This window comes from Ignavibacteria bacterium (assembly GCA_025612375.1).
Classification (GTDB): Bacteria; Bacteroidota; Ignavibacteria; order Ignavibacteriales; family SURF-24; genus JAAXKN01.
In genome coordinates this window covers 76,312-90,807 of sequence record JAAXKN010000009.1, presented here as the reverse complement: position 1 = coordinate 90,807, position 14,496 = coordinate 76,312, and the positions used below count along the sequence as shown (strand labels likewise).

Genomic DNA, 14,496 nt, shown 5'->3' with positions numbered 1-14,496 from the left:
ATGAAGAATAAATTTACAGTTTTTAGCTTTGTCTTCCTGCTGCTTATTACTACAGGGGAGATTACGGCGCAAAGCATGCCCCCTGTCTTTGATCCCCCGAAGATGGATATTGACGTGGGTAACTATACTTTCTTCCTTCAGAGGAAGTATGGGATGAATCAGAACGAAGCTGGCGGGCTTTCTGTTCAGCCTAGCTGGAACTACGGCGGAGTCCTTAATTTTAACTGGGGACGCGACCAGTTCCGTTCTGATATGATGACTAACCTCTTCCAGCCGCTGGTCTTCGTCAATGGTGTCGTGGACCCACTGGGAAGAAAAAAGAAGTATTCTGTCCACCCTACCAGAGTTGACAAGTGCGTTAACCTCTGCGAAGTCGACTGGGGACGCCAAATCAGACGCTACAGGCCTCCCAGCATCATCGTTGACGGCGTTCAGGTCCAGCCTCCTTATGACTGGTATGTCGACAGAAACCTTGAGGCTGATATTAAGGTTGAGTGGGAAGACGTCTATGAAAACGGCTTCCGCAGCCACGTTACTACGTATGCCTTTGCCGACCCGGATAACGACGATTACCTCATCTGGAAGGCTACTCATAAGTTTACCGGCGAAGTTGTTGTAAGCTATAAAAGAACCGGCCCCGATAAAACTTTCGGCAAGACGGATACTATGCCAAGCCAGACCGTACAACTTTACTGGCCTGTAACTTTTACCATGGGACCTTCAAGACTTGGAACCTATAAAACTACTTCAGACTACGGCGGAATTCCTGACGACGACAAGAACAGCTGGTTTGCAAGGAAATCTAACCTTGTAAAAGGACAGAGCCGCGACTCCCTGAAGATTGCTTATTTCTGGGATTCCAAAAAGTTCAGCCCTAAGACCTATCCCAACGGTTCAACTGACGATTCAGGCGATCCGGATCTGACAACAGGATACCTATATGCTCCGCAGATCCCGGGTTACGCTCTGCTTTTTGCAAGCAAAAGCGCCAACGAGGTTACAACTGACGATAAATCCCAGCCTTTTGCTCTTTCTTATGCCTCAATCAGGCAGGATAAATGGGCCAATAAGGCTGATGAAAATGCCCTTTTATACAGCGGACGCCACCCGCAGCTCGGTCGTTTCCCGACGCCTGAGGACCTTCAGAAATTCAGGCCTAATCAGAATGAACAGGGTGCAATGAGATTTGTCGTTAACGGCCCCTACGACCTTACGCTCGACAGGGCCCATAACAGGGCAGATTCCGTGACCTTTGTATATGCAGTCGGATGCGGCTCAATAGGCATCGATAAGGCACAGCAGCTCGGCGCCGACTGGTTGAGCAAGAAAATTACTGACGAGGAAAAAAATGCCGGCTTTATTGAACCCGGCAAAGACTCCCTCTTTAATACGCTCGATAAGGCTAACTTTGCTTGGAACCAGATCAATAAGGGCATTAAGCTTCCTGCCGCCCCGCCACCGCCGGATGTTAACGTGACCGCAGGACCCGACATTGTTACAGTCGGATGGTCTTACCCCGACCAATCCTATTTTCAGGACGCAGTTACAAATGCCGATGACTGGAGCGAGTGGAGAGTTTACAGAAAGGGAGGTTCTTTCCTTACTTTCGACCCAAATGATGAAGGCGTTATTAATAAATGGGAACTTGTCTATTCAACCCGCGACAGGAATATCAAGTCATTTGTGGATTCAAACGTTGTAAGAGGCCACGATTACTATTACGCAGTAACTGCTGTCGATAACGGATCTCAGAATACTACTGGCTACTTGCCGGGTGAAAGACTCGAAAGCTCCAGATTCGTTAATATGACACAGGTGCCTGTCACTCCTTTTAAACCGGGACTTAATACAAGCAGTCTGGTCAGAGTCGTTCCGAATCCTTTTACCAGCGTTGCCGGTGCAGCACTGAATTATTACGTGCAGGACCCGAATCAAATTAATTTCTATAATCTTCCCTTCGCTTGCAAACTCAGTATCTTTACTGAGGCAGGGGAACTGGTCTGGGAGAAAAATCATTACGGAACTGCCGATGAAAAATGGAACCAGAAGACCGACTATAATCAGTTTGTATCAAGCGGCCTTTATATACTGGCTGTTTCAGATTGCAAGGACATTGAAGGCAAACCGCTGGATCAACAGTTTGTTAAATTCGTTATCATTAGATAAGAATTTATAATACTCAATTTATGGAGATAAAAAATGAATTTTAAGATTAAAGATAAATTGATGGTTCTGATTGGACTGCTTATCTTTACAGTCCCGGCAAGTGCCCAGATTACTAAAAAGGCACAGGTTGGAATGAAGTTTCTAAGCAATCCCGTCTCGGCAGAGGTGATCGGAAGGGGCACTGCCGGCATTAATTCCACATTTAATTCCAACGGCATCTTCTGGAATCCTGCCCTTACTTCCATGATTCCGGGAAATATCGACCTCAGCCTGAACTACCATCAATGGATCGCCGATATCTCATATAATGCCGTTGCCGCAAGCTTTAATGCTTTCGATTTCGGCGTTGTTACTCTGAGCGGTACCATTGTTAACTATGGAGACCTGATTGCAACGCGCAGATCTCTTACCTCAGACGGCTACGATGAAGTTGGCACTTTTTCTCCTACAGCCTTTACACTGGGCCTAGGTTTTGCACAGAAGATCTCCGACAGGTTTTCTTACGGCGTAAACATTAAATACGTTGACCAGAACCTGGGCTCCGCCTGGATGACAGCTACAATGGATTCCATGGACGCCAGTAAGTCTACGATTAAATTAAAGGAGTACGGGCTTGGCGCTGTGGCTGTTGATATCGGCACATACTACGATTTCAAATTCAAAGGAATAACATTTGCCGCTACACTCTCCAACGTCTCGCGCGAAATGAAATACGAGAACGAAGTATTCCCGCTGCCATTTGCTGTCAGCTTCGGCTTTACTGTTGCTCCCTTGCAGTTTGCTTTCCAGAACATGCAGGGACACGACCTGGTTGTGATGTTTGAATCAAACCACCCGAGAGATTTTGGTGAAAAACTGAAATATGGCGCTGAATACAGCTACGAGAAAACATTTTTTGTTAGAACAGGTTACGTTACCAATACAGATGAAAGAGGATTTTCCGCAGGTCTGGGTTTCAGAAAGACAATTTCAAATGTTCCTTTCAGAATCGACTACGCATTCCAAAAATTTGGAATTTTCGGCAACCTTCATAACTTTACTGTAGGTATCAGCTACTAATCAGCAGATTCTTATTAACCCCGGACTTTCCTTCTAGGTCCGGGGTTAATCCTTTACTCTTGAAACCTGCCTTTCTAACCTTTAGCATTATATTACACGCAAGCGGTACGAATATCAAATTTAGGAGTCTTTTATCTATGAACGATTCCTGGCAGAGCGGCAATTCCTACGATAAATTTATGGGCAGATGGAGCGCTCTGGTTGCCCGCAAATTCCTGAAATGGCTTTCTGTTCCTCCCGGTAAAACCTGGCTGGATGTAGGCTGCGGCACAGGTACACTGACAAGGCTCATTCTTAAAGAGCAAAATCCTGAGGGAATTTTGGCGGTTGACTCCTCGCATGACTTTATTTCCCATGCACAAAAAAATATTACAAGCCCTCTTGTCCGCTTTAAGGTGGGTTTAGCCCAGTCACTTGAACTTCCTTCTGGCGCCATAGATGCCGTAGTATCGGGACTCGTCCTCAACTTTGTCCCTGATCCCGAGGCAGCAATTACGGAAATGAAGAGAGTTGCAAGGCCGGACGGGACAATAGGTGTTTTTCTATGGGACTATGCCGAAGGGATGCAGATGCTGCGTTTCTTCTGGGATGCCGCCGTGGAACTGGACCGTGGTGCCGAAGAATCTGACGAAGGCCTGAGGTTCCCTTTATGCCGGAAGGGGGCTCTGGAATCTCTTTTTCTTAAAGCCGCGTTAAAGCAGGTTGAATCCAGGACAATTGAGGTTAAAACTGTATTCCGTAATTTTGACGACTTTTGGGAGCCTTTTCTTGAAAAAGTTGGTCCGGCACCGGGCTACGTGATGGGCTTAGGTGAAAAAGACAGGCAAAAACTTGAAACTAAACTCCGCAAGTCCTTACCCACAGCCAGCGACGGCTCAATCCCGCTAATGGCCAGGGCATGGGCAGTAAAAGGCAGAACATAAGACCTTTTTCAGCTCCCGTATAACATTCCAGCTGTTTTTCTGGCATTGATTGTGACCTTTCTTTTTTATATCAGTTTATAACAATTGTAATTTATAAATAGTATGAAGGAGAATGGAAATGAGAAAAGGATTGGTTCGGTTGATTATTGCGGCTTTCTGCTTTACTGCTCTTTCCTCCCTGTACGGGCAGGGGAAAATAGACCAGGTAAAAAGCAAATTAAAACAGATAAATGAACAGTGGGCAAACTACGATAAAACCGGTAACTTCCAGGCAATATGGGATTTTTATGCCGATAGTGCAGTCGTGCTTCCTCCAAACGCCAAAATGCTCCGCGGCAAAGATGCCATCAAAGCCTTTTATGAAGGCGAAAACAAGAACATCGACAGGTTTACAAATGTGGAATATAATACCGTTGATGTACTTGGAGAGAATAATCTCTTTATGGAGATTGGCACTTATAAGAATACCATCCGGATGAAGAATATGAGTAATCCGGTTGATGATGAAGGGAAATATGTTACCGTATGGAAGATGATGCCTGACGGGTCATTAAAGGTGGTAGCTGATATATTTAATACCGATAAGAGCCTCAAAGAAGTCCAAAGCGCAAGGATGAATGAAAAAGACAAAGATGATGAAATGACCGGAGGCAGGGAAAAGAAGTAGCTGACTTTTACTGTTCTTTAAAAATAAAAAGCCTGACAAATGTCAGGCTTTCTTTTGTGGGAGCTAATGGATTCGAACCAATGACCCCCTGCTTGTAAGGCAGGTGCTCTGAACCAGCTGAGCTAAGCTCCCGTATCAGTCTTTCAAAAAGTGAGACTTAAATATAAGTCTATTATTTCCAAAAAGCAAATACTTTTTTGCTTTTACTTTGCTTTTTTTTAGAGCGAGCGACGGGGATCGAACCCGCGACATTCAGCTTGGGAAGCTGACACTCTACCAACTGAGTTACGCTCGCATTTTTTTTTTTAGTCCCGATAAGCGTCAAAGAACTATCATTAAATTAAATAACTAATTCTTATTTTTCAAGCAAAAATAAAGAAAATTCTTCTTGTCTCATATCACTTCCGGCATTAACTTTGCTCCCGTATTAATAACTTACTCCAAGAAACTTTATGGCATTCAGGCTGTCTGCAAAAGGGAAAAAATTAACCGAAATATTTCTTTTAACGGCTGTCGTAATTGCGGCTTTCTTCTTCTGGAATTCATTCGTGACTTTCCCCGTTAAACTCCTTGTGGTGCTTCTGCATGAATCTTCACACGGAGTGATGACGCTCCTTACAGGTGGCAGAATAATCGAAATGCAGATCACCTATCAGCTAGGAGGAGCCTGCGTTGCAAAAGGAGGGAACCCTCTTATTATCGCCCCTGCTGGTTACATAGGCAGCGCCCTGCTTGGAGCCCTGATATTTGCCTCAACAAAAAATTTCAATTTCAGCCGCGCGGTCTGTGATGTGCTTGCTCTTGTATTCCTCCTCCTGGTTATTCTTTACATTAAAACGATCTTTGGCGTTCTTTTTACGCTGGGTTTTTGTCTCCTTTTTTTCCTTTCCCCCAGGTTTCTTCCCAATTTTATTCACTTTTTTCTCCTTAGAACTATAGGCATTATGAGCTGCCTTTATGTAATAATTGATATTAAGGAGGACCTCCTTACCTCAGCCTCACAGACAAATACAGATGCAGGCGTCCTTGCACGCGCTACCCATATTCCTGCTATGGGCTGGGGCGTTATAATGTTCATTGTATCTGTTACGGTAACTTTTCTTCTAGTAAGGAATTATCTGAAAAGAGGCTGATTTTTTCTTTTTGAGGCCTGTTACTCGGAATACTTTCTTTTGGCTTTCCATTCCAGCATCTGCTCAATGTCCTGCTCGTCCTGATAGATCAGCTTTTGGGCTGTCTTCGTCAGATCCGAATCGATGCTGTTTTCTAAAAATGCCTGGCTTAAACCGGTTGCCGTCTGGTGATGGATAACTAGAATGGAGGCAAAATCATAATCAAGATCACCCGTAGGGGAGTAACTCCTCAGGCGGTCAATCATGAGATCCATGGCGGTAAATAGTGTGCGCGTCGTTATGCCTTGCCCGGTTTCCTTTTCTTTCTTCGAGGCCTGTTTGTCTTTTGCCTTATTAAAATCACTTATTTCACTTTTTACTCTTTTATCTGTCCTTTTGGCCAGGTCCTTCATAGTGTTGTCTTTGCCTTTTGAGATTTCTTTCTGAGAAAGGGAAATGGCACCTCCCAGAAAAATAGCCATAACCAAGGAATAATCATTTTCAGGATTATTGGTGAGCTTTACGGCCTTAACCTTGCTATAAATATCCTTCAGCACACCGCTTAATTCATCATCCTTCTGGTCAAAAGCTGCTGAAACTGCCCCCGTAAAGCGCTCTCCTGAATTACTTCCAGCCGGGGGATTGAATAAAAGAAGAAACGCCACCAAAATTACCCCGGGCAGCGCCAAAATTAAAACAAAACCCCTTGTTCTCATTGTAACTCCCTCCATTAATAGTATTATAAACTATTCCTGAAGAAATAAAATGATAAAGACTTAGCTGTCATTTTCTTTTGTCCTGAATCCGATTGACTTTTAGCGTTATATTACTTAGACTTTGTAAATTAAAATAAATTCCTTATGTTGTCTCGAAAAGCAAATCTTACCTTTATAAATCAATTGTTAAACATTCTGTCCTTGGAGGAATTTTATGGAAGTGTTAAAAGAAACTGCCACTAACCTGGATTTTCTGAAAGTCCTGGGGATCAAAGAAAAAAATTACGGTTCTTCAAGCGGATTAAAATGGAATGAAACTACCGATCAGGGCGAACTTAAGATATATTCCCCTGCAACCGGAGAATTTATAGGCTCTGTATATCAGGCATCAGAAAAGGATTATGAATCTGTCGTAGCAACGGCATATGAGGCTTTTAAGGTCTGGAGAAAGGTCCCTGCTCCCAAAAGAGGCGAAATTGTTCGCCAGATTGGCCTTAAATTAAGAAAATACAAACAGCCCCTGGGTACACTCGTTTCATACGAAATGGGAAAGTCACTCCAGGAAGGCCTGGGCGAGGTCCAGGAAATGATCGATATCTGCGATTTTTCTCTCGGGCAGTCGCGCCAGCTCTACGGTTTTACAATGCATTCGGAAAGGCCTAACCACAGAATGTACGACCAGTACCATCCTCTGGGCATCGTGGGCATTGTATCGGCTTTCAATTTTCCTGTAGCCGTATGGTCCTGGAATTCCATGCTTGCTGCAGTCTGCGGAGACGTCAACCTCTGGAAACCCTCGTCAAAAACGCCTCTTACGGCAATTGCATGCCAGAACATTATAGGCGAGGTAATTAGGGAAAATAACCTCCCCGAAGGCATCTTCTCTCTCGTTATAGGGCGCGGTGCAACAATAGGCGAATTGATGCTTAAGGATAAGAGAGTACCTCTTATTTCTATTACAGGATCTACTGCAGTAGGGCAGCATGCATCCGAAGTAATTGCAAAACGCTTCGGCAAATCGATCCTTGAGCTTGGCGGCAATAATGCTATTATTATTACTCCCGATGCCGACCTCAAAATGGCAATGCCTGCCGTCGTCTTCGGTGCCGTTGGTACTGCAGGACAGCGCTGCACTACTACACGCCGGCTCATTATTCACGAATCAATCTATGACAAGGTAAAGGATTCTCTCCTTAAGGCATACAGCGGACTTAAAATTGGCAACCCGCTTGAAGAGAAAAACCACGTCGGCCCGCTTATAGATAAATCTGCGGTCAGCATGTTTACAAAAGCCCTCGAAACAGCAGAAAAAGAAGGCGGAAGGGTAATCTTCGGTGGCCAGACGCTCTCAGGCGAAGGCTACGAGTCCGGCTGCTACGTTATGCCTGCAATAGTAGAAGCTGATAACAGCTTTAGCATCGTACAGGAAGAAACATTTGCCCCTATACTTTACCTCATTAAGTATTCTGGCGACGTCAGTCAGGCAATTGAACTTCAGAACGGCGTCGTTCAGGGCTTGTCATCTGCCATATTTACAAATAACTTAAGAGAGGCCGAGGCCTTCCTTTCTTCGGCAGGAAGCGACTGCGGCATTGCAAACGTTAATATCGGCACCTCGGGTGCTGAAATTGGCGGCGCCTTCGGAGGCGAGAAGGAAACAGGCGGCGGCCGCGAATCAGGCTCCGATGCCTGGAAAGCTTATATGAGGCGCCAGACAAATACAATTAACTACGGCACCGACCTGCCGCTGGCTCAGGGAATTAAATTCGACATATAATTCCCTTAAATAACTTTTTTTTCTTGAAATGCCCGCCTGTTACCGGGATCTTGGTCCCGGTTTACACGGGCATTTGTTAATTAAATACTGTGCTATTACAATTAAATGACTGGAGACAATAAAAATGGCTGATGTAATTGACTATAAAATTATAGGCGACGATATTCAGGTTGTTGAAGTGGAACTCGATCCCGGCGAAGGCGTCCGTGCCGAGGTAGGAGCTATGATGTTTATGGAAGACGGTATCGAAATGCAGACTTCCACCGGTGGAGGTCTTTTCAGCGGCTTTAAGAGGATGGTTACAGGCGAAAGCTTCTTTATTACTACTTTTCTTAATAACGGCCGCGCGAAAAGACACATTACTTTGGGGGCTCCTTACCCCGGTAAAATTATTCCTCTCGACTTAAGCTCCCTCGGAGGAAAATTTATATGCCAGAAAGACGGATTCTTATGTGCCGCAAAGGGAATTGAAATAGGGGTCGAATTTACAAAAAGAATCGGCGCCGGATTATTTGGAGGCGAAGGCTTCATTCTTCAAAGGCTTGAAGGTGACGGCATGGCCTTTATTCATGCCGGAGGCACAATAATTAAAAAGGAACTTCAGCCGGGAGAAACACTTAGAGTCGATACGGGCTGCCTGGTTGCTTTGGCTCCCAGCGTCGATTACGATATACAGTTTATCGGCGGCTTCAAAAACGCTCTTTTTGGCGGAGAGGGACTCTTCCTTGTAAGACTTACTGGCCCTGGTACCGTTTACCTGCAGAGCCTGCCGTTTTCAAGACTTGCTGACAGAATATTTGCTGCTGCTACTTACCAGCAGAAAGAGGAAAGACGCGGCCTCGGCGGACTTGGATCGATCGGGGGCGCTATTCTTGGAGGCTCTTTGCTTGGCGGAATTCTTGGCGGAGGAGACAACGGGGGAGACGATAGTTTCTAAGTTAGCTAAAAAAAGCCGGTCTGATCCGGCTTTTTATTTTTATTAAATAGTAGTTGCTTTCTCTAGTAGGATACTATTTTAAGCGGGTTGCAGCAGGTTCTGATTACATCACGCAGCCTGCCTAATTCAAGGGGTTTTGTTAAAAGATAATTTCCTCCGAACATCTTTACGTCTTTTTCACTGATCAATTCCGGATAACCGGTCATTACCACAACCGGAACCTCCGGCTGCGATTTTCTGATCAATGTAAATAGTTCAATACTCGACTTCGATTCCAGCATAAAATCCGTGATAATTAAATCCAGATGCACATCCTGTATCTTCTGCATTACTTCATCAACATCACATGCGCCAATCATGTTGCAATTTTCGGATTCCATCAGATATTTAAATGCTTCTAAAATCTTTTTGTCATCATCAACTACCAATACGTTTGGCTTCCCTTGAACTCCTTCAACTGAAACCGTTTTACCGGTATTGCCCTTTGAGACCTCTTTAGTAATAATAGTTTCTTCCTGGGAAACTGAATCAAAATCTTCCCTTACAGACATTTGCCCTCCTTTTTTAATCAATCTTTACGTTATAATGCGTCACATTAAAATGTATAACATTTCCGTGCCAACTATTAAAGTATAATAAATGGGCTAAAAATCAAGTTTCATTAATTATTTTTTCAGAGGACGTAAATTCCGAATTTACACTTGTGTAAACTGCGAGTTGTAGTACCCGTTTTTTACAAAACATACAGGCTTGTTGTTTTACATGGAGAAAGGCAGGTCCGTAATAATACCAATATTACCTGCGGAACTGGTCGGCTTTTATATCGTGCTTTCGCATCATTCTTTGGAAGTTCTGACGCGTCATATTTGAATTTTGAGCGGCTTTTGAAACATTTCCCGAGTTCTCTATCAGCTGGTTTACCACGAACTCTTTTTCAAATAATCCGATAATATATTCCTTTGCCTTACCGAAATCCTGGCTTATTATCGGAATCGTATAATCCTTATTGCCGTCTACTGAGGTCAGCTCGCTTAGAACCTCGGGCAGTATAACGTCCGATTTTGAAAGCATAACAGCCCTTTCAATCAGATTTTGAAGCTCCCTTACGTTGCCCGGATAATTGTAGGACAAAAGCATCTGCATGGCTTCGTCTGAAAAGCCCTTTATCGACTTTTTTAACTGGTAATTATATTTTGAGAGGAAATAATTTGCAAGATGGGGTATGTCTTCCTTTCTTTCACGCAAAGGGGAGAGGTTTACAGCGGCCACGTTAAGCCTGTAATAAAGGTCCTCCCTGAAATTCCCTTTTTTTACCTCGGGTACAATCTCTATGTTTGTTGCTGCAATAAACCTGGCCTGTACAGGAATAATCTCGTTTCCTCCCACACGCTCAAATTCACGGTTTTGTATTACCCTCAGGAGCTTTTGCTGCAGATTTAACGACAGATTGCTTATCTCATCTAAGAATATTGTGCCTTCTCCTGCAATCTCAAACTTCCCGAGCTTCCTGTCCATTGCCCCTGTAAAAGCTCCCTTTTCATAGCCGAAAAGCTCCGACTCAAGCAGAGTCTCGGGAAAAGCCGCACAGTTTATTGCAATAAAAGGCTCATTGCAGTTTTCACTGTTGTTATGAATTGCCCGGGCTATAAGCTCCTTGCCTGTGCCGCTTTCTCCTGTAATGAGTACTGAGGTGTTATTTGGAGTCATCGATATCGATCCTATAAGCTTGTAGACCTCAAGCATGAGGGCGCTTTTACCAATCAGTTCATAGCGCTCCACAATCTGGGCATCGTAGTGCTCCTGGTCCTTAAATGTCACGATAGAGCTTTGTGTGCTTGCAAGTGCCTGCTTTATAACAGACCTTATTTTTGTCAGGTCCAAAGGCTTGGTCAGATATTCAAAGGCACCATGCTTTATCGCCTTAATAGCGGTATTCATTGTGCCGAAACCTGTGATAATAATAACAGGGATCTGCGGATCTGTCTTTTTTATCTCTTCCAGCACATCCAGCCCGTTGAACCTGGGCATCGTTATATCCAGAAATATTACCTCCGGCTTTTCTTCCGATGCCTTTATTAAGGCTTCTTCGCCGTTTCTGGCAACTATTCCATTATAGTTGTCTTTCTTCAGCAGCTCCATGAATGCATAAAGGATCTTCTCGTCATCATCGGCAATCAGTATTCTTGGCTTTTCAGACATTTTTCCCTTTGTATTACTTTATTTCATCACATTTTTCTTTTTCAAACCGGCAGGTAAATCCTGAATGTCGTACCCTCATTTACACGGCTGAAGACCTGAATTACCCCTCCGTGCGCATTTACAGTCCTTTTTACTATCGGAAGCCCGAGGCCTGAACCCTTTTCCTTTGTGGTAAAGAAAGGCTCAAAAATCTTCTCCAGAATTTCCTCTGGTATGCCCGGGCCGTTGTCTGAAATTTCAATCAGCACGCACTGGCAGCCTTTCTCAAGAACAACCTCGTGGTTTTCCTCATTCCTGTACTTTATCAGCATGTGATCGCCGCTGGCGCTGAAATCGTAATCCCTCAGGGTTTCATCCAGTACAACTTTCTTTAGCATAATGGAAATTCTTCTTCTATCCTGGCTCCCGCCGCTGTCAAATGCCTGCGCCGCATTTAAGACGAGATTTATAATTGCATCTTTAAGACCTGCCGAGTTTAGCGGCATTTTGGGAAGGTTTTGCTCTATTTTCTTTACAACGTGTATCGATTTTTTTGCTGCCTGGAGATCTATAAAAGGCAGACAGTCACTCATAACCCTGTTTAAGTCCTCAATCTGCGACTCCATCGGGGCAGGGTGGGCAAAGTTCAAAAGCTGCTGCACAACAGATTCCATGTGATAAATGGAATTAATTGCTACTCCAAAGGATTCCTTCTCTGAGATAGTCAGGTTCTCCGACTCGCCCTGAAGCTGAAGTATCATTTTAATTGAGGTGAGCGCATTTCTGAATTCATGGGCAATCATTGCCGACATTTCACCTACGGCCATCAGCTTCTCGGTCTGAATTATCTGCTGCTCCAGGCGCTTGCGCTCGGAAATGTCGCGCGAAACTATAACACCACGGTTTTCACCCTGCGCCGTGCGGAATTTCTTCCCCGTGCTTTCAAACCAGAACCATTCTCCCTGCTTGTGCCTGAAACGAAGTGCTGCACTTCCTGATTCCCTCCTTAAGGATGAAAGTGCCGACGGCACGTCATCCGGATGCACAAGCTCCAGTATGCTCTTGTTTATCAGTTCCGGGGGATGGTATCCCAGGACGTCGTAAAAGTTGGGACTCAGATAAAGGAACTTCAGATCCTGGCTTATTTCACTTATCAGGTCATAGGAGTTTTCAGCAAGCGCCCTGTATCGCTCTTCACTTTCCCGCACCATCTGCTCGGCATTTTTCCTGGTCGTAATGTCTATTATTATACCCTGATAATGCGTAACCTTGCCGCTTTCATCCTTCCTTATCCATGTTCGGTCGTCCACCCAGCGGGTTTCACCTTCCTTGGTCAGAATTCTGTAATCCTGTATAAACTCGTTTACCTCCTCAAGCATAAAACTGTTCATTTCAGCTGCAATTCTGGGCAGGTCGTCCGGATGAATTATCTGCGAGAATTTTATCTTTCCTTTAATCAGGTCCTCTGAATTGTAGCCGAACTGATTTATATTATCTGAAACAAATTCAACGGGCCAGCTGTCAACTGCCTTCCAGAGAAATACAATTGCAGGACTCTTGTTAATTATTATCGCCATCTCGCGCAGCTCCTGCAAAGCCCTCCTCAGCTCTTCCTGTGTCTGCTTTAATGTCGTAACATCCAGCAAAACCCCCACATGCCCTGCAACTGTCCCGTCAGTATTGAAATAAAGCGCTTTATTTAGAATCAGGCTGAGCGTTCTCCTGTCCCGTGTCTCAAATTCAGTTTCATAGATCTGTACTCCGCGGCGCCTGTAAAGCTCCTCGTCATACTTTTGTATGCTCAGGGCAACACTTTTCGACATCAGATCAAATACAGTTTTCCCTATAATTTCAAATCTGCTTGCCCCCATGAGCTTTTCATAGGCAATATTACAACCCTGGAAAACCCCGTTAATGTCTTTGTAGAAAATTGGGTTAGGTATGGTGTCAATAAGCCTCTGGAGGAAAAAATACTGCTCGTGAAGCGCGTTTTCTGCAGTTTTTCGGTCAGTTATATCGATTATGAACCCGTCCATCCTTTCTATTTCGCCGGATTCATTTATCTGAAGAGTATACGTGTTCTCAATCCACCTTATCGAGCCGTCCTTATGGTTAATCCTGTGCTCGACTCTCGTCTGCTGCGGATTTTCCTTCAGGGAATCAAAAACCATCTGAACGTGATCGTGGTCGTCTTTATAAACCATCTTTATCCAGAGATCGGGGTCTTCCTGATACTCCTCGGGGGAGTATCCAGTAATAACGAGGCATTGTGGGCTGTGATACGAAGAAACGGCTTTTTTCCCCTTGTAAGTTACGCTGTATATATAGCCGCTTATGTTCTGAACCATTGTCTTAAAGCGTTCCTCACTTTCTCTTAAAGCCTGTTCGGTCTGCTTTCTGCCTGTGATGTCGTGCGTTACAATAAGAATTGCCCACTCGCCCTGAAATGTAAAAGGGGAGAGCATGGTCTCGGCAAATATTTCACTCCCGTCCAGCCTCATCAGCCTTTCTTCAAAGTAGCCGCTTTCAACCCCTTCAACTATTACTTTCCTGAAGCGCTCCTGGACGCATTCCCTGTCGGAAGGATGTACAAAGTTGATGAAGGCTTTGCCTAAAATTTGCTGAATGGATGCAGCTCCCAGGAGCTCCAGCCCTGCCGGATTAATAAATGAGATCTGGGCGCTCGAATGAACGATTATTGCGTCCGAAAGATATTCCACCAGCTGCCTGTACCGGTCTTCACTTTCCTTTAAGGCCCTGGCAATTTGATTCTGTTCCATTTTGTGCCCTCATTAACATTATTTCAGTTCCTAAAGCCGGCACCTCTGAAGCATTAAATCTTTCAGAAAAACGGGGGTGAATCTCAGGGGATGGGAAAATTCTGATGCCTGCTATGTTTCCGGAAAAAACTGCCGAAATGCATCACTGATTTTATTTTATGCTTCCAAAAATAACGGTGCC

Annotated in this window: 11 protein-coding genes and 2 tRNA genes; 7 read left to right on the top strand and 6 right to left on the bottom strand. The window is 44.4% G+C overall.

The features are described 5' to 3' along the window. The 4 genes from HF312_08495 to HF312_08480 all read left to right on the top strand — a co-directional run bounded on the left by HF312_08495 (position 1) and on the right by HF312_08480 (position 4,815). Positions 1-2,166, top strand: a complete 2,166-nt coding sequence (locus tag HF312_08495; GenBank protein MCU7520240.1) for a hypothetical protein — start codon at positions 1-3, stop codon at positions 2,164-2,166. Between the two features lie 33 nt (positions 2,167-2,199). Further along, positions 2,200-3,225, top strand: a complete 1,026-nt coding sequence (locus HF312_08490) for a PorV/PorQ family protein (GenBank protein MCU7520239.1) — start codon at positions 2,200-2,202, stop codon at positions 3,223-3,225. Positions 3,226-3,362: 137 nt separating this feature from the next. Continuing rightward, positions 3,363-4,148, top strand: coding sequence for a methyltransferase domain-containing protein (locus tag HF312_08485; protein MCU7520238.1), 786 nt, complete (start codon positions 3,363-3,365; stop codon positions 4,146-4,148). 118 nt (positions 4,149-4,266) lie between these two features. Continuing rightward, positions 4,267-4,815, top strand: a complete 549-nt coding sequence (locus tag HF312_08480; GenBank protein MCU7520237.1) for a DUF4440 domain-containing protein — start codon at positions 4,267-4,269, stop codon at positions 4,813-4,815. A 57-nt stretch (positions 4,816-4,872) separates the two neighbouring features. Here the strand turns inward: HF312_08480 and HF312_08475 are convergent. Both HF312_08475 and HF312_08470 read right to left on the bottom strand, forming a co-directional pair. Continuing rightward, positions 4,873-4,947: transfer RNA gene (locus HF312_08475), tRNA-Val, on the bottom strand. A 90-nt stretch (positions 4,948-5,037) separates the two neighbouring features. Then, positions 5,038-5,110 (bottom strand) — tRNA-Gly (locus HF312_08470). 157 nt (positions 5,111-5,267) lie between these two features. On the opposite strand from HF312_08470, the gene HF312_08465 reads away from it, so the two are divergent. Then, entirely contained in the window at positions 5,268-5,948 is a 681-nt protein-coding gene (locus tag HF312_08465; protein ID MCU7520236.1) for a M50 family metallopeptidase, read from the top strand. Positions 5,949-5,968: 20 nt separating this feature from the next. On the opposite strand, the gene HF312_08460 is transcribed toward HF312_08465, so the two are convergent. After that, the gene (locus HF312_08460) at positions 5,969-6,643 is read right to left on the bottom strand and encodes a DUF305 domain-containing protein (GenBank protein ID MCU7520235.1); all 675 of its coding nucleotides are present in this window, start codon (positions 6,641-6,643) and stop codon (positions 5,969-5,971) included. Between the two features lie 244 nt (positions 6,644-6,887). Between HF312_08460 and HF312_08455 the strand changes: the two genes are divergently transcribed. Continuing rightward, on the top strand, positions 6,888-8,420 hold the full coding sequence (locus HF312_08455) for an aldehyde dehydrogenase family protein (GenBank protein ID MCU7520234.1): 1,533 nt from the start codon (positions 6,888-6,890) through the stop codon (positions 8,418-8,420). Between the two features lie 124 nt (positions 8,421-8,544). Further along, positions 8,545-9,357 (top strand): TIGR00266 family protein, encoded by an 813-nt coding sequence (locus HF312_08450; GenBank protein MCU7520233.1) that lies wholly within the window; start codon positions 8,545-8,547, stop codon positions 9,355-9,357. Positions 9,358-9,419: 62 nt separating this feature from the next. Here the strand turns inward: HF312_08450 and HF312_08445 are convergent, their stop codons facing one another. The 3 genes from HF312_08445 to HF312_08435 form a co-directional block, all read right to left on the bottom strand. Further along, positions 9,420-9,908, bottom strand: coding sequence for a response regulator (locus tag HF312_08445; GenBank protein MCU7520232.1), 489 nt, complete (start codon positions 9,906-9,908; stop codon positions 9,420-9,422). Positions 9,909-10,152: 244 nt separating this feature from the next. Beyond that, positions 10,153-11,556 carry a sigma-54-dependent Fis family transcriptional regulator gene (locus HF312_08440; protein ID MCU7520231.1) on the bottom strand — a complete coding sequence of 468 codons (1,404 nt, stop codon included), beginning with the start codon at positions 11,554-11,556 and terminating at the stop codon, positions 10,153-10,155. A 41-nt stretch (positions 11,557-11,597) separates the two neighbouring features. Continuing rightward, positions 11,598-14,315 (bottom strand): PAS domain S-box protein, encoded by a 2,718-nt coding sequence (locus HF312_08435; GenBank protein ID MCU7520230.1) that lies wholly within the window; start codon positions 14,313-14,315, stop codon positions 11,598-11,600. Positions 14,316-14,496: the final 181 nt, after the last annotated feature.